This is a genomic window from Streptomyces sp. 4N509B (assembly GCF_052245655.1).
In the GTDB taxonomy this organism is placed as follows: domain Bacteria; phylum Actinomycetota; class Actinomycetes; order Streptomycetales; family Streptomycetaceae; genus Streptomyces.
In genome coordinates, this window is sequence record NZ_JBQQBZ010000008.1 from 1 (window position 1) to 23,434 (window position 23,434).

Genomic DNA, 23,434 nt, shown 5'->3' on the forward strand with positions numbered 1-23,434 from the left:
CCTCCGCGAGTTCCCGCAGGTGAGCGTTGCACGGCGTCAACTCCGAGAAGCTGTTCGCGATCCCGATCACCGGACGACCATCGAACACCTCCGGACCAAAACCCTGATTCCGCATCCACGAACGATGGATGAAACCGTTACGCCCCTCCGCCCCGAACCACGCCCCACTACGCCGGGCGCCGCCAGCCGGAGTCGGGGTCGGGGTCGGGGTCGGGGTGGAGGGTGTCTCGGGGGATCGGTCGGTGTGCGTCATGCGGTCCCTCCCGCGTCGATGAGGATCTTGGTGTGCGCGCCCCGCCGCGGTCCGCCCAGCACGTCGAGCCCGTCGGCCACCGCCCGGCGCAACGGCACGCGGGCCGTGACCAGCCGGCGGGCCGTCTCGGCGTGCGCCGCGAGGAACCCGAGGGCGGGCGCGAGGTCGGCCTCGGCCTGGTGCGACATGCTGCCCACGAGCGTCAGCTCCCGGTGGGCGGCGTCGGTCACGTCGAACGGAACCGGCCGCGCCGGAAGCCCGGCCAGCCCCACGACGCCCCCGGGCCGCACCGCCCGGCAGGACAGGGCGAAGCCGTCGGCGCTGCCGGAGCACTCCAGCGCGGCGTCCGCTCCCTCTCCTCCCTCTCCCGCCACGGCCACCGCCTCGGCCTCGGCGCCGACGCGCAGGCCCAGGCCGGCGGCCACGCGCAGCCGTTCGTCGGCGACGTCGACCACCGTGACCTCGTGGCCGCGTTCCCGCAGGACCAACGCCGTGGCCAGGCCGATCGCCCCGGCGCCCACCACCAGGCAACGCGACCCGTCGCCCGCCCCGCGGGTGACCCGTCGCACCAGGTGCCAGGCCACGGCGAACGGTTCGGCGAGCGCCGCGACCTCCGGGTCGAGGCCGGGCGGCGCGGCCACCGCCATGGCCGCCGGCACGGTCACCCGTTCGGCGAGCCCGCCGTCGGCCGACATGCCGAGGTGCCCGAAGTCCGGGCACAGGTGGTCGTCGCCGGCCGCGCAGCGGGCGCAGCGCCCGCAGGGGATCAGGGCGTTCAGGGCGACCAGGGTGCCCGGCGGCAGGCCGGTGACGCCCGGCCCGGCGTCCGTGACGTGGCCCGCGATCTCGTGCCCGAGGACCAGCGGAGCGTGACGCCCGGTCACCGGGTGCGCTCGCCCGACCGGGATCAGCAGCGGCCCCGCGGCGTACTCGGCCACGTCGCTGCCGCACAGTCCGCACCAGGCCACGGCCACCCGCACCTCGCCGGGGCCGGGATCGGGCGCGTCGGGCACCGCCGTCTCGTAGCGGACGTCGCGGCGTCCGTGCCATCTCACCGCGCGCATGGGTGCCTCCCGCTGACTGTCTACACGCTGCCTTCGCACACGCACACAGGCCCCCGCTGCTCGCTCCCGCTTCCCGTTCCGTTTCCGGCCCGGTCGGGGGGCACGGAGCGTCACCCTAACCCGCTGCCGTGCGGCGGGCACCGGGTCGCGCGCCGCGCGAACGGCCGCGGGCGGCGTGCGAATAGGAGCCATCCGCTGCCGCGATAACCCATGACACCGGGCCGCCGCGCCCCCGAACGTCGCTCGGCAAGACCGCACAACACGGAAGTCGGAGGGCGTCATGGTCTCGTTTTCCACGACGCGGCGACCGAGCCGCCGGCAGGTACTGCGCGCATCCGCGCTCGGCACCGCCGCGTTCGCCGCCGCCCCCCTGCTCAGCGCCTGTGGCGGGTCCTCGGGCGGCTCGTCCGGGCGGCCCGTCGTCCGCCTGTGGCACTGGTACAACGAGCAGCGCGACCAGTGGCCGCGCCTCGTCGAGGAGTTCCAGGAGGCCCACCCGGACATCGAGGTCCGCAACCGCCTGTTCGGCTCGCCCGACGAGTACCTGCCGGCGCTCCAGGCGGCGGTGGCGGCCGGCGACCCGCCGGAGGTGTTCGCGCCGCACGTGCTGGCCCTGGAGTACGGCAGGAACGGCATCACCGCCAACCTGCGCGAGGAGCTCGGGGAGAGCTTCGTCGGGGAGTTCTTCGACTCCGCGAACGGCCTGTTCAGCGACGGCGACGGCCAGTACGCCGTCGGGTGGATGGCGCAGACCTTCGGCGTCTTCTACGACCCCGCCGCCCTGGCGGACGCCGGCACGGACGTGCCCGAGACCTGGGACGACCTGATCGAGGTGGCGCGGGCGGTGCGGGATACCGGCCGCGAGCCGCTCGTGCTGTCCAACAACCCCGGCACCAGCGGGCTGGACTTCTGGCTGCCGCTGATCACCCAGATCACCGACGACCCCGAGCTGGTCGTCCGCCTCGACCAGCAGCGCGACGGGGCGAGCTGGGAGTCCCCCGAGGTCGTCGAGTCGCTGGAGCTCGTCGAGCGGCTGCGGCAGGAGGAGGTCTTCGCCGCCAACCCCAACGGCATCGCCGGCAACCAGGCCGAGCAGATGCTGTACACCGGGCAGGCCGCGATGCTCTTCTCCGGCTCCTGGACCCCGCAGGGCTTCGCGCAGGAGGCGCCGCCCGAGTTCGTCGAGAACTACCGCGTGATGCGCAACCCCGCGCTGCGGTCCGGGGCGCGGCACTGGACGGCCAACCAGGCCGGGGCGGCGTTCGCGGTCTCCGCGACCAGCCCGCACAAGGACGCCGCCCTGGAGTTCCTGCGCTTCACCTTCGAGGCCGACCGCTACTCGCGGATCATGAACGAGTCGAACTCGATGCCGTGCACGAAGACGGCGGCCGAGCGCGTGGAGGACCCCGTCATGGCGGACATGACCTCCTGGCTGACCGACGGTGACGGCGCCCCGCACATCCTGATGGGCCGCGGCTCCTCCGACTCCGCCGCCAACGGCCTGGCCGCCCTGCTGGGTGGCGAGTCCTCCCCGGACGACGTCGCCGCCGACATCCAGGCCGGCGTCGAGCGGGCGGCGGCCCGCTGATGGCGACGGCCGTGCACGACCGGGCGGCGGCGCGCCGCGCGGGTGGCCGGCGCGCGGGCGGCCGCCGGGACGGGAGCGGCCGGGGCGCGCGTCCCGGCACCCGCCGCCGTTCCGAGAGCCTGGCCGGATACCTCTTCGTGCTGCCGGTGGCGGTGTTCTTCGCCGGCTTCGTGGCCTATCCGTTCCTGCGGTCGATGTACCTGAGCCTGACCCGGTGGTCGGGCTTCGGGACGCCCGAGTTCATCGGCGCCGAGAACTTCCGGAACCTGATGGACGACCCGGTGTTCTGGGAGGCGATGCGCAACACGATCCTGTTCACCCTGGCCACGACCGTGCTCCAGACCGTCGTGCCGATGCTGCTCGCGGTACTGCTGAACCGGGGCTGGCGGCTCGGGGTGCTCTTTCGGACCTGCGTGTTCATCCCCGCCGTCGTGTCGTTCGTGGTCACCGGCTCGCTGTGGCAGCTGCTGTACGACCCGAACTTCGGGACGATCAACTCCTTCCTCGAAGGCATCGGCCTCGGCTCCCTGGCCCACCCCTGGCTCGCCGACCCCGACACGGTGCTCCCCGCGCTCGTCCTCGTCTCCCTCTGGCAGGCGGCGGGCCTGTTCATGCTGATCTACCTCGCCGGCCTCCAGGGCATCGACCCGACGCTCTACGAGGCGGCGCGCATCGACGGCGCGACGCCCTGGCAGCGGTTCCGCCACGTCACCGTGCCGATGCTGCGGATGGTGACGGCCGTGGTGGTGCTGCTCAACGTCGTCAACGGCTTCAAGACCTTCGACGTGATCTACGTGATGACCGGCGGCGGCCCCAACCGGGCCTCCGAGGTGCTGGGCACCTACCTGTACGGGCTGGCGTTCGGCTCGACGGCCGGCGGCGTGCCGGCGTTCGGCTACGCCACCGCCATCAGCATGGTCGTCTTCGTGCTGTGCCTGGTGGCCACGCTGGTCCAGGTCCGCGTGAACCGGAGGGCCCGCGATGTCTTCTGAACCGACCACCGTGCCCACCGCCGCGCCGGTCCCCGCCGGCGCCGCCCGGCGCCGCGCGGCCCGCCGCGCCACGGGCTACCTGACGCTGGTCCTCGTCTCCGCCGCCTCGGTGTTCCCCCTGGTGTGGATGGTGCTGACCTCCCTGCGCCCCAGGAACACCGTCTTCGGCGGCAGCGTCATCCCCGAGGAGTGGACGCTGCGCGCCTACGGGGAGGCGTGGACCAGCCTCGACTTCCCGCGCCACTTCGGCATCAGCCTCGCGATCACCGTCGTGACCGTGCTGGCCGTGACCGCGCTCGCCACGCTCGCCGGCTACGCCTTCGCCCACCTGGAGTTCCGTGGCAAGCAGGCCATCTACGTGGTGCTGCTGAGCACGATCATGCTGCCGGTCACGGCCGTCGTGATCCCGCTCTTCCTGGAGCTGGACGCCCTCGGGCTGCTGGACAGCCTGACCGGCCTGACGCTGGTGTACGTCGGCACCTCGCTGCCGTTCGCGATGTTCCTGATGCGGGTCTTCTTCGAGACGCTGCCACGGGAGCTCGTGCAGGCCGCGCGGGTCGACGGCGCGGGCGAGTTCGCGGTGTTCTGGCGGGTGATGCTGCCGCTGGCCGCCCCGGGCGCCGCCACGGTGGTCATCTTCCAGTTCATGACGACGTGGAACGAGTTCCTCTTCGCCCAGACGTTCCTCCAGACCACGAGCCACCTGCCGCTCCAGCCGGTGCTGTTCTCCGTCGTGGGGCAGCACTCCACCGACTGGCCGCTCCTGTGTGCCTCCCTGACCATGTCCATCCTGCCGATCATCGTCGTCTACGCGAGGATGCAGCGGCGCTTCGTGGCCGGGATGACCCTCGGCGCGGTCAAGAACTGACACTCACGAAAGGCCCTCATGTCCCCACACACCGGACACCCCCACGCCGGACACCGGCACACCGGCATCTCCCACGTGGAGATCGGCGTCAGCGACGCCGAGCGCTCGCTGGACTTCTACCGCGGCCTGCTGGGCCTGCGACCCGCGGCCGACGCGCCCGAGCCGGAGCGGCCCGGCGTGCACTGGCTCGACGCGGACGGCGCGCTGCTCCGGCTGGCGCAGGCGCCGGCGGACAGCACGCTCGGCGGCTGGGTCGGCGACGACCTCCAACGCGGCATGCGCCACGTCGGCCTGAAGGTCGGCGACGTCCATCGCCGGTCCGAGCGGCTGCGCGACGCCGGGGTCACGTTCTCCATCGAGCCGACGCGCGCCGTCGGCGACGTCAACCTCGCCTTCTTCCGCGACCCCGACGGCACCCTGCTGGAGTTCATCGACGGCCACCTGCACTACCACCACGTCCACGACCAGGGGCTCGCCGACCGCGAACGGAGCCTCGCCGAGGCCAGGCCGGCGGACGCCGGACCGGTCTTCGACCACGTCGCCCTCACCTCGGACGACCTCACCGCGACCCTGGCCCTCTACCGCGACACCCTGGGCTACCCGCTGATCGGGCGGCTGGACCACACGCAGGACCCGCGCGGCTTCGTCATCCACTACCTCCAGGCGGGCTCCGGCGTCCTGGAGGTCTTCACCTTCACCGAGCCCACCACGCCCGCGCCCACCGATCCCGAACGCCTCGGTCTGCGCGCCGTCGCCCTGGCCGCCGGCGACGCGCCAGCCGGCCAGGAGCGGCTCGCCGACCCCGACGGGGTCCCGCTGCGGCTGGTCACCCGATGAGCGCCGCGCACACCGCCCTGCCGCGGCGGCGCCTGGGGCCCACCGGGCTGCTCGTGCCCGAGATCTGCTTCGGGGGCGGCCCGCTGGCGGGCATGCCCGCCGCCTTCGGCTACGACGTGCCCGCAGAGCGGGCGGTGGAGACCGTCCGGCACGTCCTGCGCTCACCGGCGCCGTTCCTCGACACCGCCGCCGGCTACAACGGCGGCGAGGGGGAGCGCCGCGTCGGGCGGGCGCTCGCCGAGGCCGGCGGCCTGCCGGCGGGCGCGGTGCTGTCGACCAAGGTCGACCGGGACGGCGCGACCGGCGACTACTCCGCCGCACAGGTGCGGCGCTCCCTGGAGGGCAGCCTGGAGCGGCTGGGCGTCGACCGCGTCCAGCTCCTCTACCTCCACGACCCGGAGCACATCACCTTCGAGGAGGCGATGGCGCCCGACGGGCCGGTGCGGGAGCTCGCGCGCATCCGCGACGAGGGCCTCGCGGCGCACATCGGCGTGGCCGGCGGCCCCGTCGGGCTGATGGCCCGCTACGTGGCCACCGGCACGTTCGAGGTGCTGCTGACCCACAACCGCTGGACGCTCGTCGACCGCTCGGCGGACCAGCTCATCGACGCGGCCAGGGCCGCCGGCCTCGCTGTGGTGAACGCCGCTCCGTTCGGCGGCGGCATCCTCGCCAAGGGCGGCGCCGCGCACGGCCGGTACGCCTATCGGGAGGCCGACGCCGTCGTCCTCGACCGGGTGCGGCGGATCGAGGCGGCCTGCGACCACCACGGGGTGCCGCTCGCCGCCGCCGCCCTCCAGTTCTCCACCCGGGACCCGCGCATCGCCGCCACCGTGGTGGGCGTCACGCGCCCCGAACGCGTCGCCGACACGCTCAGGCTGGCGCGGTGGCCCATCCCCGACGAGCTGTGGATGAGCCTGGAGGGGCTGGCCGCGCCCGCCTCCCACTGGCAGCACTGACCGACTGACCCGGCCGGCCCGGCCGGCCCAACCGGACCGGCCCCCCCGACGATCCCGACCCCTGCCTGTTTCCCCGTCCCTCCGTCCGTGGAACGACTGCCATGACCAACGATGACGCTCCCGCCCTGCGCTTTCCCGAGGGATTCGCCTGGGGCACCGCCACCGCCAGCTACCAGATCGAGGGAGCCGTGGACGCCGACGGCCGCGCCCCCTCGGTGTGGGACACCTTCGCCCACACCCCCGGCCGCGTGACCGGAGGCGACACCGGCGACGAGGCGTGCGACCACTACCACCGCTATCCGCAGGACGTCGCCCTCATGTCCCAGCTGGGGGCGACCCACTACCGCTTCTCGCTGGCCTGGCCCCGGGTCCAGCCCGACGGCCGGGGCGCGTTGAACGCCCCGGGCGTCGACTTCTACAGCCGCCTGGTCGACACGCTGCTCGACAACGGCGTCACGCCCTGGGTGACCCTCTACCACTGGGACCTGCCGCAGGCCCTGGAGGACGCCGGCGGCTGGCCCGAGCGGGACACCGCCGCCCGGTTCGCCGACTACGCCGCGCTGGTCCACGAGCGGCTCGGCGACCGGGTGACGGACTGGACCACGCTGAACGAGCCGTGGTGCGCCGCGTTCCTGGGCTACGGCAGCGGCTACCACGCCCCCGGCCGCACCGAGCCGGCCGCCGCCGTGCGCGCGGCCCACCACCTGATGCTCGGGCACGGCCTGGCCGTCGCCGCGCTGCGGGAGCAGGGCGCCAGCCGCCTGGGCGTGACGGTCAACCTCTACCCGGTCGAGCCCGCGCCCCGCCCGGACGGCGCGGCCCACGACGCCGACCGCGACGCCGACCGGGACGCCGCGCGCCGCATCGACGGGCTGATGAACCGCCTCTTCCTGGACCCGATGCTGCGCGGCGCGTACCCGGCCGACGTGCTGGAGGACCTGGCGCGCGCCGGGGTCACCGACGCCTCCCACATCCGGGAGGGCGACCTCGCGACCATCGCCGCCCCCCTCGACATGCTGGGCGTCAACTACTACTCGCGGCACGTGGTGCGCGCCGGCACGGGCGAACGGAACGCGGTCTCGCAGTGGCCCGGCTCGGCGGACGTGGAGTTCGTCAAGCGGGGACTGCCCGTGACGGAGATGGGCTGGGAGATCGACCCGGACGGGCTGTACGAGACGCTGACCCGGGTGTGGCGCGAGTACGGCCCGCTGCCGCTGTACGTCACGGAGAACGGCGCGGCCTTCGCCGACGAGGTCGCCGAGGACGGGCGCGTCCACGACGAGGAGCGGCGGGCGTACCTGGAGGACCACTTCCGGGCCGCGCACCGCGCGCTGGCCGAGGGCGTGGACCTGCGCGGGTACTTCGTGTGGAGCCTGATCGACAACTTCGAGTGGGCCCACGGGTACACCAAGCGGTTCGGGCTGGTCCACGTGGACTTCGCCACCCAGCGGCGGCTGGTGAAGGACAGCGGACGCTGGTTCGCGACCGTGACGCGGGCCGGCGGCCTCCCGGCGCCGGAGTGCGGTCGTTGGCGGAGCGCGGTCGCCGGGGGGTGCGGTGAGGGGGCTCAGAGCGCGGCGGCCCGGACCGGGGAGCGCTCGGCGGCGTCGCTGATGGTCAGCCGGGGCCCCGGCAGCGAGGTGATCAGGTCCCGGACCAGGGTGACGGCGGCGGACGTGGCGCGGTCGGCGCGCCACCAGACGGCGACGTGCCGCTGGACGCTGGTGGAGGCCAGCGGCAACAGCTCCACGCCCGCGCAGTTCGCCGTCATCATCGCCAGGGCGTTGGTCACCCCGACGCCCATGCCGCCACGGACCAGCGAGGCCAGCGTCTGCGGCTGGTTGGTCTGGAAGGCGATGCGCGGGCGGATGCCGGCCTCGGCGAAGGCCAGGTTCGTCTCGAACTGACGCGGGGTGTCCTCGCTGGGCTCGCCGATCGTGATCAGCGGGTACGAGGCGACCTCCCGCAGCGGCACGGGCGCCTCCGCCGCCAGCCGGTGCCCCGGCGGCACGACGACGACCAGCGGCTCGCTCCACAGCCGGGCGTTGAGCAGCCGGTCGTCGCGCGCCAGCGGCAGCACCGGACGGAGCGCCAGGTCGATGTCGCCGGCCGAGAGCTGGCTCTCCAGCGAGAGGGTGGGCCCCTCGAAGAGGGTGGTGCGCACGGTCGGCGCGGCCTGCCGCAGGCGGCGCACCAGCGCCGGGTAGAGGAACGCGGCGGCCGAGGGGTACATGCCGAGCCGCACCTCGCCCCGCACCACGCCGGCCGCTCCCGCCGCGACCTCGGAGAACACGTCGAGGCGCGAGAGGATCTCCTCCGCGTGGGGCAGCAGGGCCCGGCCCTCGGGCGTGAGCGTGACGGGCTGCACGCTGCGGTCGAACAGCCTGGCGCCCAGCACGTGCTCCAGCTCACCGACGTGGCTGGAGACGCGGGGCTGGGAGCGGTAGAGGGCCTTGGCCGCGGCGGAGAAGCCGCCGTTGTGGGCGACGGCCACGAAGCTGGCGATCCAGTCGAGTCGGTAGTTGTGGGCACTGGAGAGATCCACGCTGACCTCCGATGCGCGTGCGGGGCCCGTGGTCAGCGGATGAACTGGTCCACGTACTCGCGGCCCAACCCGACACGTTCGTAGTGGGCGCGGCACATGTCGATCTTCGTGAAGGCGTCCTCGTAGCCCGTCTGGTTGCCGTCCGCGTCCACGTAGACCATGGCACCCGTTATGTTGAACATGGTGATCATATAGTCGCAGTCGGGCGGTACGGCAAGAGTGTGGATCTCTCCCGGCGGCTCGTAGACGAAGTGACCGGTCTCGGCGACCCACTCGTGCTCGTGGTAGTGCCAGCGGCCCGCGATGACGTAGCCGAAGACGGCGCCGGGGTGGCGGTGGCGCGAGACGACGCCGGAGGCGGTGACCTTCAGCAGGTTGCACCACTGCCCGACGACCGTGTTGATCATCAGCGGGCGGAACCAGACGTTGGGCGCCTGCGGCACCCACACCCGCTCGTCGGCCGGCTCGGCGGCCACGGCGATCTCGGACGGGTAGTCCTGGGAGACCGGAATCATCGTTTCCCTTCCTTCTTTCTGGTCTGGAGGGGGCGGTGGGCGCCGGGGGAGGTCAGGCCGCGAGATAGCCGCCGTCGACGGGCAGCACCACGCCGGTGACGAACGCCGCGTCGGGCCCGGCCAGGAACGCGACCGCCCCGGCCACGTCCCGCGCCTCGCCCCACCGGCGCATCGGGGTGCGTTCGATGATCTGCCGGGTCATCCCCGGGTCCTCCTGCAACTCCCGGGTCAGACCGGTCCTGATCCAGCCGGGGGCGACGGCGTTGACCCGGACGCCCTCGGACGCCCAGGCCACGGCCAGGGCCTTGGTGAGCTGCACGACGCCCCCCTTGCTCGCCGAGTACGCCGGGACGCGCGGGCCGCCGAAGAAGCTCAGCATCGAGGCCACGTTCACCACGCAGCCCCCCGAGGCCGCCAGCAGACCGCGCGCGGCGGAGCAGGCGCGCATGGTGCCGGTCAGGTTGACCGTCAGCACCTCGGCGAAGACCTCGGGGCGGTGCTCGTCGTCCCGCCGCAGCACGCCCGCGGCGTTGACCAGCACGTCCAGGGCGGGCAGCGAGGCGAACAACTCCTCCACCTCGCCCGGCCGCCGCACGTCCACCTCGACGAGGGTCACGCCGGGCCCGGCCGGCACGCCGGGGCGCCGGCTGCCGAGCCCCGCCGCCACCACCTCGGCTCCCGAGGCGGCGAACCGTTCGGCGACCGCCGCTCCGATGCCGCTCGTGCCGCCGATGACGACGACGTGTGGCCGCTTGGTCACGAACTCCTCCGGGCCGCTCGTCCTCCCGGTCACCGCCGGGCTCGCGAGCCATGGCACCACGGCGGGGCGCGGCCGGGCCCCGGTCATTCGAGCGCTGAATGGCAGCCATCGCCCCCGCCGATGACCGCCGCCCCCTCCGCCGACCGGCCGTCGCCGCTACCGGCCGCGGACCTCGTCCAGCGGCAGCGCGAGGACGGGCGCGTCGGCCGGCGGCTCGTTCCCCTCGCGCAGCGCGGTCAGCTCCGCCCGCGACAGCGCCCGGTCGTAAACCCGCACCTCGTCCAGCGATCCCGCCAGGTGGGTGCGGCTGTCCACGCCCTGCCCGACGTGCACGCCGAAGGCCGAGGTGCGGCTGACGCTGCCCGGCACGTCCGCCACCGAGGCCGTCTCCGCGCCGTCCACGGTGAGCGTCAGCCGCCCGGCCTCGCGCACCAGCGACAGGTGGTGCCACGCGCCGTCGTTGTACGGCTCGGCCGTGGAGACGGAGGCGCTGGCGACGGGCCGGGCGCCGTCGACCGCCGTGATCAGGGCCCGCAGCCGGTCGTTGTCCGGCTCGCCCCGGACCCACACCTGCGGCGCCGCGCCGCCGACCCCGCCCATCCACAGGAACGGCCGGGTGCCGCCCTCCGCCGCGTACCGGAACCAGAGGCTCACGGTGAAGTCACCCGCGCCGAGCGCCAGATCCTCCCGGAACGGCAGCCGCACCGCGTCGTCCACGCCGTCGAACGTGACCGCGCCGCCGAACCGTCCGCCGTCGGCGTCCGGCGCCGCGCCGCCCAGCGCCAGCGCGGGCTCCGCGCCGGGCGCCTCGTCGGGCGTGACCGGGTCGGGCCCGCGCCGCGGCCCGAGGTCCTCCTCGGTGAACCGGGCGAACCGTATCTGGTCCCGCGCGTCCTCGGGCCCGCCCTCGTAGAGCAGGCCGACCGCGCCGTCCCCGAGCACCACCATGTCCGAGTAACCGGACCAGTCGGTGGTGACGCGCAGCGCGCGGTCCACGCCCTCCCAGGTGGCGCCGCCGTCCCAGGAGGAGCGCACCGACATGGTCCGACGCCGGTCGGGGTCGGCCGGGCAGGCCAGCAGCAGCCGGTCGCCGTTCTCGCCCTCCTCGGCGGGCAACCGCACCACCGAGCCCTGGACCTGCGGCGTGTAGAGGCCGGGGAGGGCGGCGAAGGGCGCGGCGAAGCTCTCGCCGCCGTCGAGGCTGACGGTGTGCGTGCGGTGCCCGAGGTCGGTGCCGCGGTCCTCCCGCCCGTTGACGTAGATCGAGCCGTCCCCGCGCTCGACGAGCGTCATCTCCTGCGGCTTCTGCCGGAAGAGCCCGTCGGCGTCCCGAGGCCAGCTGTCCACCGCGCCGATCCGCCAGCTCGCGCCCCCGTCGTCGCTGAGGGCCAGGGCCGCGTGGTTCTCCGTGACGCGGCCGTCCTCCCAGCTCTCGCCGTTGATGCCGAAGACCAGGCGGCCGGCGTGCTCGCCGCGCGTCAGCTGGACGCCGTGCACCGGCCCCGTGGCGTACCAGGAGTCCCAGGCGGCGGGCAGCAGCTCGTCCGCCAACGAGCGGGGCCGCGACCAGCTCGCGCCGTCGTCGTCGCTGACCTGGAGGTACGGCGTGCGCGCGCAGGGCGGGCCGCAGCTCCCGGCGTCCTCACGGCCGGCGTTGTGCACGCTGGCCAGCAGGATCCGGCCGCTGCCGGCGTCCACCACCGGCACCGGGTTCCCCCGGGTGTCGCCGCCGCCGGCCAGCACCACCCGCATCGGCTCCCAGCTGGCCCCGCCGTCGAAGGACCGCCGCAACACGATGTCGATGTCCCCGGCGTCCCCGCAGTTCTCCCGCCGGCCCTCGGCGAAGGCCAACAGCGTGCCCTTGGTGGACGCGACGATCGCGGGGATGCGAAAGCAGGCGTACCCGTCCGCCCCCTCCTCGAACAGCACCTGATGCCCGACGTCCCGCCCCTCGACGTCCGCCCACGCGGGGCTGGGCGCCAGCGCCAGGAGCGCGACGACGAGGAAGACCGCCGTCCGGCGAGCCACGACACGAGCTGACGCCATGACAGACCCCCACGTAGGACGTCCGACAACCTCTCAGGAGGAGTCTCCCCACCAGCTGTTGTTACGAAAACGTCATCTCGCCGAGATCTTCGGGAGAGGTGGCCGGTCGGCGTTCAGGAAGCCGCGCGCAGCGCCGCCAGCAGGTCGTTCACGAACACCTGCCACGAGGACACCTTCGCGACGGGGCCCTCCCGGTCGAGGAGTTCGAGCAGCCGATGGCGGTTCTCCTCGAACCGCTTCTGGACGACGTTCAGCCGTCTCCCCGAACAGCCGCTCGCCTTCGCCAGCGTGTCCTTGAGCCGCTGCTTGGGATCCGCGACCCGCTCGACCGCCGACGGCGACGGGAGGTCCAGCGGAATCCGCCCCCGCGGATTGCCCGCCACCTCCCGGATCGCGGCCTCGTCGAGCAGGAGCCAGGCTTCGAGCATCCGCACCGGCACGACGGGGAGGTGGCGAAGCCCCGGCCACACGCGGTCGACGGCGACGGCGATCTCGTCGCGCCTGGCGCTGGCCGGTCCCCGGTCGGCGTCCCGCTGGAGCGCCGCCAGGTCGTAGTCGTCGCCCAGGCGCCTCGCGGCCCGCAGCTTGTCGGAGACGGAGTGGCCCACGCGCTCGCGCAGCCATCGGAGGTCCGGGGCGCTCACTGTCACCTCCACGCCCGCCTCCTCCGCGATCTCCTCGACGTGGGACGCCAGCCCCGCATCGCTGGTCCCCTCGCAGAGGTAGAGCACGCGGAGCGTCACGGCGTGCTCCAGTCGAGCGTGAGGAGGGCTCCGGGAGGGGCCTCCAGATAGGGAAGGATGTCTGCCTTGGTCACGTAGTACCGGCCTGTTTCCTCGGTTCTCCAGGTGTCGCGCAGCGGCCGAAGCCGCAGCCGTCGCGACGTCCGCCCCTCGGGAGTGCGGTACGCCGAGGCGTCGGCGAAGAGGAGGTCGGCCTCCGGCACCAACTGCACCACGCCGGGAGAGTGGGTGTTCACCAGGACCTGGCGGAACGGGTTGTCCTCGCCGGGCTCCTGCCTCGGATCGACGGCCAGCTCCCGCACGAGGTCGACCATCGCGGGAAGGTTGGCCGGGTGGATGCCGTTCTCCGGCTCCTCCATGCACACCAGGCCACGGACCTCCGGGTCCTCCAGCAGGACACAGAGGGCGAGGAAGCGGAGCGTGCCCTCCGACAGGCTGCGCGCCGGCAGCACCAGGCCGCTCGTCTCGTGGAGGCGGATCGTCAACAGCTCCCGCACGTCGTCCTCTTCCACGTCGAGCGTGCGGACCCGGATTCCGGAGAGGTCGGAGAGCCGGCCGGCGACGCGGGAGTAGACGCGCGACGGATCGCCCGACGCGTCGGCGAGGGCGATGCGGAAGAGCGCCCCCGGCAGGTGCAGGCCGTCCGGCTCGAGCGAGCGCGGATCCGCGTACCGGTCCGAGCTGCGCAGCGCCGACGGCTCCAGCGCCAGCCGCCGCCAGGACTGCATCTCCCGGCGCGCGGCCAGGATCGTGGGGTCGTCGCTGCCGGTCACGGTCGAGACGACGGTGGCGGGGGCGCGGGACGCGGCGGCCGGACGCGGCTGGCCACGGCTGCCGCCGTCCTGGTGAATCCGGATGATGGGCTCGCCCTCGTCCTGCGTGGAGATGTAGGAGACGCCGGAGCGCCGTCCGGTGACGACGCGGTCGCGGAAGCGACCCTTGGCGTGGGGGAAGCGGAGCCGGGAGGGCGCCTCCGACTGCTTGATGTGGCGCAGGCTCTCGTGGAGCAGGACCAGCCTGCCGATCTTCTCCGCGCCCGAGGGCGGTTGGTATCCGAGTTCGAGTTCGTAGCGCAGGAACGTGGTGGTGGCGTGCGCGACGCGCCCGAAGTCGTCCTCGACCTCGGGCGGCACGAGCATCTCGGCGGCGAACCGCATCCGGTGGGCGCCCGGCGCGTAGCCGTTCCAGAACAGGTCGCGCACGTCGGCCTGTCGGCCCAGCCGTTCACCGTGCGTGCCCCGAACCTCCTGCGCCGCCTCCAGGAAGGGCCGGTCGGCGAGCAGACTCAGGAACTGGATCGCGTCGAAGAGGTTGGACTTGCCCGTGCCGTTCTCCCCGGCGATGCAGGTGAAGGGCCCCAACTCGACGGCCAGCCCGAGGAGGTTCTTGAAGCCGTCGACCTCAAGGCGCGTGAGCATCTGCCCTCCATGAAAGCCGGCCGGCCTCGCCCGGCCCCGGCGACGTGATCGCTGTAACCCGAGCAGGATATGTCCGAAGAGACACACGCATGGCCCTCCACGCCGTGGGGGCAGGGCTCGGCATCAGGCACGGGGGACCGACGTCACGGATGCCACGGCGCTCGGGCAGGGGACGGAGTGCAGGGGCCGGTGGGAGAGCGTGTAGCGCAGGGAGTCGTCGGTCACGGTGAAGACGTACAGGGAGCCCTCGGACGCCGCCCGCGTGAGCCGGGCGTGTTCGTGGACGTCGTCGGCCCAGCGGCGTAACGCGGCGGCGGCGTCGCTCCGGCCGGCCGAACCGACGGGAACGCGCGCGAGCTCCGGCAGCCACGGCGTATCGGGATCCGGGTCGATCAGGCCGGCGAGCCGCTGGGTCTGCCAGCGGAACCACCGCCGCGCGTGACGCGCGCCCCGTGCGTGGTAGCCGGCGAGCAGCCACTCGCGGGAGCGGTCCAACTCGGCCACGGTGGCCTCGCACCACGAGCCGCGCACCGACCCGAGGAGCCGTCGCGCGCCGCGCGTCACGCGGTCTCACCCCTCGCCAGCCGGTCGAGAAGCGCCAGGTGCTCGTCGATCCGCGCGTTGAGCTCGTCGACGCGCCGGGTCAGGTCGTCGGCCTCGTCCTCCCCGGCGAGGGATGGTCGGTTCGTTGGCCCGTCGGTCGAACCGCTGGGGCCGGTACCTGTCGCTGTCGGATCCGCAGCCATCCCGTTCCTCCGTTCTTCCCGGGTGGTTCGGACCTCCGCTGATGTCTCGTCCACCCGCCCGCTCGCCTCGGAGTTCCGTACGGCCTGTCGCGGAGGCCGTGCTCCGAGTCACTACGAGAGGCTGCTCGCGACAAATCGCGTAGGCAAGTGTTCCTAACGTGGTTCATCACATAGAGCTAATTTGCCTACTGGCTGCCCCTGCACGGCGGCCGGCACGCCACCATGTGCCCATGGCTCAAAGCGACATGCCCACGATGCGGAGCCGTCGACTCGGCGGAGAGCTGCGACGCCTGCGCGTCGAGGCAGGGCTGAAAGTGCAGGACGCCGCAGCGGCTCTGGAGTGTGGCCACCCCAAGATCAGCCAGATCGAGACGGGGAAGCGCGGCATCAGACAGCTTGATCTGACGCTGCTCCTCGACCTCTACGGCGTGGGGGACGAGCAGTTGCGGGCGAACCTCAAGCGCTTGGCCAAGGAGATCCACAGGGTCGACTGGTGGAGCCAGTCAGGACCGATGCTGCACGACGAGCTCAAGGACTACCTGACCCTTGAAGCGGATTCGCGTCTCGTGCGCTCCTACGAGTCGATGGTGCTCCCCGGACTCCTCCAGACGGAGGCGTACATGCGGGCGGTGATCGCCCCCGTCCAGCCGGAGCGGGTCGACGCCCTCGTCGACACCCGGATGCGACGGAAGGAACTCCTGGGGCAGCACCCGGGCTTCCGGCTGCGTACGGTCATTGACGTCCCCGCGCTCCACCGCATGCCAGGGTCGCGGGAGGAGCGGCGTGAGCAGATCGACCACCTTCTCCACGTCGCGAGACGTCCCAACGTGAGCATTCAGGTGTTGACCCTGGACGCGTCGCTACCAGTCGACCAGTGGCCACCGTTCACGATCTTCAGCCTTGGCGAGGAGCCACCTGCCGACGTCGTATGGCTGGAGCACCTGACCGGCGGTACGCTGCTGGAGCGACGGCATGACGTCGCGTTGTACAGCAGGACCTGGGGTGAGCTGACGGCAGCGGCCCTCGCTCCGGCCGCGTCCAGGCAGTACCTTCGCGACCTGATCAAGGAAAAGCTGACATGACACCCGCGAACAGCGCTTTTCGGCGTACCGAAGCGGACGTGCGGGGCATCGCTTGGCGCACGAGCAGCTACAGCGGCAACAACAACGGGTGTGTTGAGCAGGGACGGATCGCCACCGGCCAGCGGGCGGTCCGTGACACGAAGGACCGCCAGCGCTCGACGCTCGTCTTCGACGCGGCTGCCTGGGGTGCCTTCGTCGCGGCCGTGCGGGACGGGCACCTTTCGGCCTGATCGAACGCTCGCGGCGCTGTGGCGAACGATGTCCTCGCACGACTCGAACGCATCGAGAAGGGGTTGGTTCGAGATGAGTGGGATGACCGGTCCGGGCGGCGCGGATCTTGCGGGCATCCGCTGGCGTCGGAGCTCTTATACGGCAAGCAACGGGCAGTGCGTCGAGGTCGCCTCGCTCCCTGGTCGACGTGGCATAGCCCTGCGCGACTCCAAGCACGTCCACAACGGTGCCACCGTCGTCTCCCGACCCGCCTGGGGTGCCTTCGTCGCGGCCGTGCGGGACGGGCGCCTGACCGTCTGAGGGAGAAGCGGCCTCAGACCTCCCGCAGCACGCGGTGGATCATGTCCCGGCTGGCATGGGGCTCCGCGGCCTTCACGCAGAGGCTGTTCATCACGTGCCGGTACTCCTCCACCTCCGCCGGCTTCGACGGGTACACCGCACTGTTCAGCTGCTCCAGGTACACCACGTCGGGGAACGTGCCGCCCGGGAGGCGCACGATGCTGAGCGGGCCGCCGCCCGCCGCGTGGCCGCCCGCCGTGAACGGCATCACCTGCACCGTGACGTGCGGCTGCTCGCTCACCTCCAGCAGGTGCCGCAGCTGCGCGCGGTGCGCGGCCGCGTTCGTCACCGGGCGGCACAGCACCGCCTCGTCGATCACCATCCACAGCCGGGCCGGGTCGCTCGGCCGGTGCAGGACGCGCTGCCGCAGCATGCGCAGCTCGACGCCGCGCCGTATCGCGCGCCCGCCGCCCTCGGCGGCGCCAAGTCCCGGCCGGCTCAGCTGGATCACCGCGCGGGCGTAGTCGGGGGTCTGGAGCAGGCCCGGCACGAACTGCACCTCGTAGCCGCGGACGACGTGGGCGGCCTGCTCCATCCCCAGGTAGGACTCGAACCACGGCGGGATCACGTCCGCGTACTCCTGCCACCACACCGGCGCGTTGGCCTGCGCGGCCAACGCCAGCAGCGTGGCGCGGTCCTGCTCGTCCGTCACCTGGTAGAGCGAGAGGAGGTCGGCCACGTCGCGCGGCTTGCAGGCGCAGCGGCCACGCTCCAGGCGGCTCATCTTCGACTCGGAGCCGCGGATCGCCCAGGCCGCCTTCGCCCGGCTGACGCCGGCCGCCTCCCGCAACTCGCGTAGCCGCTGCCCCAGCACCAGCCGGGGCAGCGCCGAACCCACCGTGCGGCCGTCCCCGCCTCCCCCACCACGGCCGGTGGAAGGGCCGAAAGCGGGGTTTCCACGGTGGGTCGGCCGGTTCGCTGACGTGTCAGTGGCTGCCATGTCGGACTCACTCGCCTGGGTCGATCCGGGTGGGGGAGAGGGGACGCGGTGACGAGGCTGAGGGCTCGCGGTCGGGCTACGGCTTGCGCCCGACCGCGCAGAGGACGTCCACGCGCGACGTCTCACCGAAGGGCTGCGCCTCGGGACGCCAGGCGTCGCACGTGACGAATCCGGGCTCGACCAGGTCGAGCCCGTCGAAGAAGCTCCTGATCGTCGAGCCGGCGCGCAGCTTGTACGGCACGGCGCCCGTGTCGTCGTACCCCTGCTGGGCCTCCTCGAAGGACGGGCTGAAGTCCTTCGTGCCGTCGTACAGCGCGAGGTAGCTCCCGGAGGGGAGCGGGGCCAGGAGGCGGCGCACCAGGTCGAGCGCCACCTCGTCCTCGGCCACGTGTCCCATGATGCCCATCAGCATCAGCGCGACGGGGCGGTCCAGGTCCAGCTTCCGGCCGACCAGCGACAGGATGTGCTCGGGGTCGTAGAGGTTGGCGTCGACGTAGTGCGTGGCGCCCTGCGGGGTGGAGGTCAGCAGCGCGCGGGCGTGCGTGAGCACCAGCGGGTCGTTGTCCACGTAGACGATGTGGGCGTCCGGCGCGACGCGTTGGGCGACCTCGTGCGTGTTGTCCACGGTGGGGAGGCCGGTGCCGACGTCGAGGAACTGCCGGATGCCCGCCTCGCCCGCCAGGTACCGCACGGCCCGCGTCAGGAAGACGCGGGAGGCGCGCGCCGTCTCGATGATGCCGGGGAAGACCTTGACGTACGCGTCGCCCGCCACGCGGTCGACCTCGTAGTTGTCCTTCCCTCCGAGCCAGTAGTTGTAGATGCGGGCCGAGTGCGGCACCGAGGTGTCGATGTGCTCGGGCACGGTCTCGTTGGCCTCGTCGGTCACACGTTCTCCCCGGGTGGCGCCGATCGGTCTGGTGTCAGGTCAACCACCGTATGCGACCGACTGGTACCCGACAAGCGATCCGGAACACGACGGTCCGTCAACGCGGCGGTGACGCACGGCTCGTGGGCGCTGGGGGTTGGGGGGACGCGGCCGCGCCGTTCAGTCGAGGAGCCCGGTGGCGCCGTCGAGCTGTTCCCGCAGGATGTCGGCGTGGCCCGCGTGGCGCGCCGTCTCCGCAAACACCCAGGCGTAGATCCAGCGCAACGAGACGCGTCCCAGCCACGGATGGGGCACCTCGTCGTCCAGCGCGAACCCGGCCGCCACGCGCCGCGACTCCTCGCACGCCCGCTCGTAGGTGGCGACCAGCTCGGCCACCCTCTCCTCCTCGCCGACCTCCCAGCTGTCGGCCTGGCCGCCGACGGGCCGGGGGATCTCCTCGACCGGCCGCCGTGCCAGCTCGCGCTGGAACCACGCGCGTTCGACGCCGGTGAGGTGCTTGACGATGCCGGCCGGGGTCGTCGCCGAGGCCACCAGGCGCCTGCGGGCGTCGGCGTCCGACAGGCCCGAGACCTTGCGCACCACGATCCCGCGGTGGAGGTCCAGGTACGCCTCGAGCACCTCGCGTTCGCCGCCCGTGGGGTGCGTCTGCTCGATCGTGGTCGGGAGCGAGGAGGGGTCGGAAGCAGGGACGGACGTCATACGCGTCAGGCTACGTGCCCGGTCCTCGGCCGGTCCTCGGCCGGTCCTCGGGCGGTCCTGGGCCGGTCCTGGGCCGGTTCTCGGCGCCTGCGACCGTCGCCCTACGACCCGGGTCCTCCGCCGCACGGGAGGAAGGATGGTGGGCATGAGCGAAGCCAGCGACACGCGCGCACGGGACACACGCGCACAGCACGACCGAGGGCCGGAGATCCGGGAGCCGAGCGACCAGGGGCCCGGCGGCAAGGGACCGGAGACGCCGCGCCGGGCGCCGGTGCTCCTCGACGAGGCCCGGGTGGACGCCTACCTCGCGCGCCTCGGCACGGCGCGGCCACCCCGCGCGGACCTGGCGACGCTGCGGGAGCTGCACCGCGCGCACCTGTGCGCCGTGCCGTTCGAGAACCTGAGCGTCCACCTCGGGGAGGAGATCCGCCTCGCGCCCGACGCGCTGGTCGACAAGATCGTCAGGGCCCGGCGCGGCGGCTTCTGCTACGAGTTGAACGGCGCGTTCGCGGCGCTGCTGCGGACACTCGGGTACGAGGTGACCCTGCTGGCGGCCCGCGTCCACACCGAGGCGGGCCTCACGCCGCCGTTCGACCATCTCGCGCTGCGCGTGGACCTGCCCGAGGAGGGCGCGCCGGGCGCCGCCTCCGGTGCCGCGTCCGCGCCGGTCCCGTGGCTGGTGGACGTCGGCTTCGGGCGGTTCGCACACCTCCCGCTGCGGCTCGACGTCCTCGCCGAGCAGCACGACCCGGGCGGCGTCTTCCGCCTCGTCGAGCTGCCCCACGGCGACCTCGACGTCCTGCGTGACGGCGCGCCGCAGTACCGGCTCGAAGGCCGTCCACGGGAGCTGGCGGAGTTCACGATGGGCGCCTGGTACAACAGCACCTCGCCGCGTTCGCACTTCACCCGTAAGGTGACCTGCTCGCGCCTCACCGAGGCGGGCGGCCGGGTCACGCTCAGCGGGCGCACGCTGGTGACGACGGACGCGGCGGGTCAGCGCGCCGAGGCGGAGCTGTCCGACGACGCCGCCGTGCTGGCCGCCTACCGCGACCACTTCGGCATCGGCCTGGACCGCGTCCCCGAGGTTCGCACGCCCGCCGCGGGCTGAGGGCGGCAGCCGACACGGCGGGGGCGGCGGTCCACGCCACCCTCGCCGTACCGACCGGCGTCGCCTCTCCCCGGTCCGCGGCCCGAGCCGCGTGGCCGGGAGGGCGGCCGTGCCGACCGGCCGGCACGGCAGGACCGGCGCGACAGGGCCGGCACGGCAGGGCCGGCACGACGGGCGTCACGGGCACGACCGGCCCGGCCGTCACGGCGTGAAGGTTCCGTGACCTCACGCAGCGTGAGATCGCGGGCGGAACGGCCGTCACGCCGCGGTCGCGTTCCGTCAGACGTCCCAGATCGTCCCGGGTGCGCGCCGCCCCACCCGGGACCGCTTCGGCCGCGTGAACGGCCGGTTACCCATGACCGTCCTGTGGACGACCAGGGTTTCCTCTGCGTGTCCAGGGGTAATCTGGCGATAGCCCTGGGAGCGCTCCCACAGCACCACCAAGGAACCCCCACTCTTCCGGAAGTACGGAGACCGCGCATCATGAATGGTCATGTACAGGTCACAAGTCCGCGTCGCTGGACGGTGCGGGCGCTCGCGGCGCTGTTCGCCGGTGTGATCGGTCTGCTCGCGCTCTTCATGAGCCCCTGGACCAACTCCGCCGAGGCGCACGGCTCGATCGTCAACCCCGCCTCCCGCAGCTACGGTTGCTGGGACCGCTGGGGCAGCGACCACATGAACCCTGCGATGCAGCAGCAGGACCCCATGTGCTGGCAGGCGTTCCAGGCGAACCCGAACACCATGTGGAACTGGATGAGCCTGTTCCGCGAGAACCTCAACGGCCAGTTCCAGCAGAACATCCCCAACGGGCAGCTGTGCAGCGCGGGTAACGCCCAGGGCGGTCTCGCCACCTCGCTGGACAACCCCGGTCGCTGGACCACCACCAACGTCGGCAGCAACTTCACGGTCCAGCTCTACGACCAGGCCAGCCACGGCGCCGACTACTTCCACGTCTACGTGACGCGGCAGGGCTTCGACCCGAAGACCGAGCGCCTCGGCTGGGACGACCTGGAGCGGGTCCACACGACCGGCAGGTACGCCCCGGCGCAGAACATCTCCTTCAACGTCAGCGCCCCGGGCCGCACGGGACACCACATCGTGTACACGATCTGGCAGGCCTCGCACCTCGACCAGACGTACTTCATCTGCAGCGACGTCAACTTCACCTGAGCGAGCGACTCAGCTGAAGTGACCCGCATGCGGTGAGCCGCACCACCCACCGGGCCCTCGTCGCGGGGGCCCGGTGGGCCGCGTCCGGGACGGCGCGAGCCGGCGACCCCGGGCCGCGGCACCCCGGAGCCGGACGGTCCCGAGCGAGTCGGACGGTTCCCCGAGCGAGTCGGACGGTCCGCCGAGCAGTCCGTGAGACGTCCGAGCAGTCCGTGAGACGCCCGAGCGATCCGTGAGACGGAGAGTCCCGTGAGACGGACAGGACGCGCGCGCCGTGCCCTGGCGACCGCGCTGGGCGGCGTCACCCTCGTCGCCGCCGGCCTCGTCGCCACCGCCGACGCCAGCCCTGCACCCACAGCCGGCTTCGACGCCGGCCCCGCCGCCGTTCCCACGGCGCGCGTCGACAACCCGTACGTGGGCGCCCAGACCTACGTGAACCCCGAGTGGTCCGCCCGCGCCGCGGCCGAGCCCGGCGGCGCGGCCGTCGCCGACCAGCCGACCTTCGTCTGGCTGGACAGCGTCGCCGCCCTCCACGGCGCCGACGGCGCGATGGGCCTGCGCGACCACCTCGACGCCGCCCTCGACCAGGGCGTCGACCTCGTGCAGCTGGTCCTCCACAACCTGCCGGGCCGCGACTGCGACTGGCTGTGGTCGGAGGGCGAGCTCTCCCTGGACGACCTGCCGCGCTACCGCGAGGAGTTCGTCGACCCGATCGCCGCCGTCCTCGCCGACCCGGCCTACGCCGGCCTGCGGATCGTCACGGTCGTCGAGCCGGACGCCGTGCCGAACCTCGTCACCTACGCCGCCCTGGACGAGCCGCAGTCCACCGAGGGCTGCCGGCAGGCCCTGGGCCGTGGCACGCACCTTCAGGCCGTGGGCTACGCCCTGTCCCGCCTCGGCCCGCTGCCGAACGTCTATCCGTACCTCGACGTGGGCAACCGCGGCCGGTTCGGGTTCGAGGAGGAGGCCCGCGTCCTGGTCGACCTCCTCCACCTCGCCGCGAGCACGGCCGGCGCCGAGCCCGGGTACGTCCACGGCTTCGCCACCAACGTGGCCGACCACGCCCCCACCCGCGAGCCGCACTACTCCGCCGACGACCTGATCGACGGGGTCCCCGTGCGGGAGGGCAGCAGCTGGCTGTCGGGGAACCGCTTCGCCGACGAGCTGCCCTACGCCCAGGCCGTGCGCCGGGCGCTGGTCGCCGAGGGCTTCGACCCGGGGATCGGCATGCTCGTCGACACCTCCCGCAACGGCTGGGGCGGCCCCGACCGGCCCACCGGACCCGGGCCGCGCACCACGGCGGAGGAGTACGTCGAGGCCAGCCGGACCGACCGCCGCCTCCACCCCGTGAACTGGTGCAACCAGGCCGGGGCGGGCCTCGGTGAGCGGCCCGTCGCCGTACCCGCGCCGGGCGTCGACGCGTACGCGTGGGTGAAGCCGCCGGGCGAGTCGGACGGCGCGAGCATCCCGCTGCCGCAGGAGGGGACGGGCTACAGCCCGCTGTGCGACCCGACGTACTCGGGCAACACCGCCAACGGGAACAACCCGTCCGGCTCCCTTCCCGACGCGCCGCCGGTCGGCGACTGGCACTCCGCCCACTTCCGGGGCCTCCTCGCCCACGCGTGGCCGCCCCTGCCCTGACCCGCCG

The 23,434-nt window shown here is 73.2% G+C and carries 23 protein-coding genes and 2 pseudogenes; 12 read left to right on the forward strand and 13 right to left on the reverse strand.

All coding sequences use genetic code 11. The features are described from left to right. Together ACTWP5_RS10580 and ACTWP5_RS10585 are read right to left on the reverse strand one after the other, a co-directional pair. Positions 1–253, reverse strand: a pseudogene (locus tag ACTWP5_RS10580) (dihydroxy-acid dehydratase); the annotation flags it as partial. After that, positions 250–1,317, reverse strand: coding sequence for an alcohol dehydrogenase catalytic domain-containing protein (locus ACTWP5_RS10585; protein ID WP_443220576.1), 1,068 nt, complete (start codon positions 1,315–1,317; stop codon positions 250–252). The pseudogene ACTWP5_RS10580 and the gene ACTWP5_RS10585, both read right to left, overlap by 4 nt. A 280-nt stretch (positions 1,318–1,597) precedes the next feature. On the opposite strand from ACTWP5_RS10585, the gene ACTWP5_RS10590 reads away from it, so the two are divergent. From ACTWP5_RS10590 to ACTWP5_RS10615, 6 genes and pseudogenes are all read left to right on the forward strand, one after another. After that, on the forward strand, positions 1,598–2,905 hold the full coding sequence (locus tag ACTWP5_RS10590; protein WP_443220577.1) for an ABC transporter substrate-binding protein: 1,308 nt from the start codon (positions 1,598–1,600) through the stop codon (positions 2,903–2,905). Beyond that, positions 2,905–3,897 carry a carbohydrate ABC transporter permease gene (locus ACTWP5_RS10595; RefSeq protein WP_443220578.1) on the forward strand — a complete coding sequence of 331 codons (993 nt, stop codon included), beginning with the start codon at positions 2,905–2,907 and terminating at the stop codon, positions 3,895–3,897. The genes ACTWP5_RS10590 and ACTWP5_RS10595 overlap by 1 nt, the downstream gene beginning before the upstream one ends. Beyond that, the gene (locus tag ACTWP5_RS10600; protein WP_443220579.1) at positions 3,887–4,765 is read left to right on the forward strand and encodes a carbohydrate ABC transporter permease; all 879 of its coding nucleotides are present in this window, start codon (positions 3,887–3,889) and stop codon (positions 4,763–4,765) included. Before ACTWP5_RS10595 ends, ACTWP5_RS10600 begins: the two co-directional genes overlap by 11 nt. A gap of 18 nt (positions 4,766–4,783) precedes the next feature. After that, entirely contained in the window at positions 4,784–5,602 is an 819-nt protein-coding gene (locus ACTWP5_RS10605; protein ID WP_443220580.1) for a VOC family protein, read from the forward strand. Further along, positions 5,599–6,558, forward strand: a complete 960-nt coding sequence (locus ACTWP5_RS10610) for an aldo/keto reductase (protein WP_443220581.1) — start codon at positions 5,599–5,601, stop codon at positions 6,556–6,558. The genes ACTWP5_RS10605 and ACTWP5_RS10610 overlap by 4 nt, the downstream gene beginning before the upstream one ends. Positions 6,559–6,659: 101 nt before the next feature. Further along, a pseudogene (locus ACTWP5_RS10615) lies at positions 6,660–8,066 on the forward strand (GH1 family beta-glucosidase); the annotation flags it as partial. Between the two features lie 59 nt (positions 8,067–8,125). On the opposite strand, the gene ACTWP5_RS10620 reads toward ACTWP5_RS10615, so the two are convergent. The 8 genes from ACTWP5_RS10620 to ACTWP5_RS10655 all read right to left on the reverse strand — a co-directional run bounded on the left by ACTWP5_RS10620 (position 8,126) and on the right by ACTWP5_RS10655 (position 15,331). After that, on the reverse strand, positions 8,126–9,103 hold the full coding sequence (locus ACTWP5_RS10620; protein WP_443220582.1) for a LysR family transcriptional regulator: 978 nt from the start codon (positions 9,101–9,103) through the stop codon (positions 8,126–8,128). Positions 9,104–9,135: 32 nt separating this feature from the next. Further along, positions 9,136–9,618 (reverse strand): 2,4'-dihydroxyacetophenone dioxygenase family protein, encoded by a 483-nt coding sequence (locus ACTWP5_RS10625; RefSeq protein ID WP_443220583.1) that lies wholly within the window; start codon positions 9,616–9,618, stop codon positions 9,136–9,138. 52 nt (positions 9,619–9,670) lie between these two features. Continuing rightward, the gene (locus ACTWP5_RS10630) at positions 9,671–10,378 is read right to left on the reverse strand and encodes an SDR family NAD(P)-dependent oxidoreductase (RefSeq protein WP_443220584.1); all 708 of its coding nucleotides are present in this window, start codon (positions 10,376–10,378) and stop codon (positions 9,671–9,673) included. A 156-nt stretch (positions 10,379–10,534) separates the two neighbouring features. Further along, positions 10,535–12,424, reverse strand: coding sequence for an exo-alpha-sialidase (locus tag ACTWP5_RS10635; RefSeq protein ID WP_443220585.1), 1,890 nt, complete (start codon positions 12,422–12,424; stop codon positions 10,535–10,537). 113 nt (positions 12,425–12,537) lie between these two features. Beyond that, positions 12,538–13,167 carry a hypothetical protein gene (locus ACTWP5_RS10640; RefSeq protein ID WP_443220586.1) on the reverse strand — a complete coding sequence of 210 codons (630 nt, stop codon included), beginning with the start codon at positions 13,165–13,167 and terminating at the stop codon, positions 12,538–12,540. Then, on the reverse strand, positions 13,164–14,585 hold the full coding sequence (locus ACTWP5_RS10645; protein ID WP_443220587.1) for an AAA family ATPase: 1,422 nt from the start codon (positions 14,583–14,585) through the stop codon (positions 13,164–13,166). The genes ACTWP5_RS10640 and ACTWP5_RS10645 overlap by 4 nt, the downstream gene beginning before the upstream one ends. Before the next feature lie 123 nt (positions 14,586–14,708). Further along, on the reverse strand, positions 14,709–15,149 hold the full coding sequence (locus ACTWP5_RS10650) for a hypothetical protein (protein WP_443220588.1): 441 nt from the start codon (positions 15,147–15,149) through the stop codon (positions 14,709–14,711). Beyond that, the gene (locus ACTWP5_RS10655; protein ID WP_443220589.1) at positions 15,146–15,331 is read right to left on the reverse strand and encodes a hypothetical protein; all 186 of its coding nucleotides are present in this window, start codon (positions 15,329–15,331) and stop codon (positions 15,146–15,148) included. Before ACTWP5_RS10655 ends, ACTWP5_RS10650 begins: the two co-directional genes overlap by 4 nt. Before the next feature lie 230 nt (positions 15,332–15,561). Between ACTWP5_RS10655 and ACTWP5_RS10660 the strand changes: the two genes are divergently transcribed. The 3 genes from ACTWP5_RS10660 to ACTWP5_RS10670 all read left to right on the forward strand — a co-directional run bounded on the left by ACTWP5_RS10660 (position 15,562) and on the right by ACTWP5_RS10670 (position 16,944). Further along, the gene (locus ACTWP5_RS10660; protein WP_443220590.1) at positions 15,562–16,413 is read left to right on the forward strand and encodes a helix-turn-helix domain-containing protein; all 852 of its coding nucleotides are present in this window, start codon (positions 15,562–15,564) and stop codon (positions 16,411–16,413) included. Beyond that, on the forward strand, positions 16,410–16,643 hold the full coding sequence (locus ACTWP5_RS10665) for a DUF397 domain-containing protein (RefSeq protein ID WP_443220591.1): 234 nt from the start codon (positions 16,410–16,412) through the stop codon (positions 16,641–16,643). Before ACTWP5_RS10660 ends, ACTWP5_RS10665 begins: the two co-directional genes overlap by 4 nt. Before the next feature lie 82 nt (positions 16,644–16,725). Then, positions 16,726–16,944 (forward strand): DUF397 domain-containing protein, encoded by a 219-nt coding sequence (locus ACTWP5_RS10670; protein WP_443220753.1) that lies wholly within the window; start codon positions 16,726–16,728, stop codon positions 16,942–16,944. A 13-nt stretch (positions 16,945–16,957) separates the two neighbouring features. Here the strand turns inward: ACTWP5_RS10670 and ACTWP5_RS10675 are convergent, their stop codons facing one another. The 3 genes from ACTWP5_RS10675 to ACTWP5_RS10685 form a co-directional block, all read right to left on the reverse strand. Further along, the gene (locus ACTWP5_RS10675; RefSeq protein ID WP_443220592.1) at positions 16,958–17,821 is read right to left on the reverse strand and encodes a helix-turn-helix domain-containing protein; all 864 of its coding nucleotides are present in this window, start codon (positions 17,819–17,821) and stop codon (positions 16,958–16,960) included. A gap of 178 nt (positions 17,822–17,999) precedes the next feature. Then, the gene (locus ACTWP5_RS10680) at positions 18,000–18,809 is read right to left on the reverse strand and encodes an SAM-dependent methyltransferase (RefSeq protein ID WP_443220593.1); all 810 of its coding nucleotides are present in this window, start codon (positions 18,807–18,809) and stop codon (positions 18,000–18,002) included. Between the two features lie 159 nt (positions 18,810–18,968). Continuing rightward, on the reverse strand, positions 18,969–19,508 hold the full coding sequence (locus ACTWP5_RS10685) for a DinB family protein (protein ID WP_443220594.1): 540 nt from the start codon (positions 19,506–19,508) through the stop codon (positions 18,969–18,971). 145 nt (positions 19,509–19,653) lie between these two features. Here ACTWP5_RS10685 and ACTWP5_RS10690 point away from each other — a divergent pair, with 145 nt between their 5' ends. The 3 genes from ACTWP5_RS10690 to ACTWP5_RS10700 all read left to right on the forward strand — a co-directional run bounded on the left by ACTWP5_RS10690 (position 19,654) and on the right by ACTWP5_RS10700 (position 23,427). Continuing rightward, a complete protein-coding gene (locus ACTWP5_RS10690; RefSeq protein ID WP_443220595.1) occupies positions 19,654–20,616 on the forward strand; it encodes an arylamine N-acetyltransferase family protein in 963 nt (320 codons plus the stop codon). A 483-nt stretch (positions 20,617–21,099) separates the two neighbouring features. Further along, on the forward strand, positions 21,100–21,786 hold the full coding sequence (locus tag ACTWP5_RS10695; protein ID WP_443220596.1) for a lytic polysaccharide monooxygenase auxiliary activity family 9 protein: 687 nt from the start codon (positions 21,100–21,102) through the stop codon (positions 21,784–21,786). 249 nt (positions 21,787–22,035) lie between these two features. After that, positions 22,036–23,427, forward strand: a complete 1,392-nt coding sequence (locus tag ACTWP5_RS10700) for a glycoside hydrolase family 6 protein (RefSeq protein WP_443220597.1) — start codon at positions 22,036–22,038, stop codon at positions 23,425–23,427. Positions 23,428–23,434: the final 7 nt, after the last annotated feature.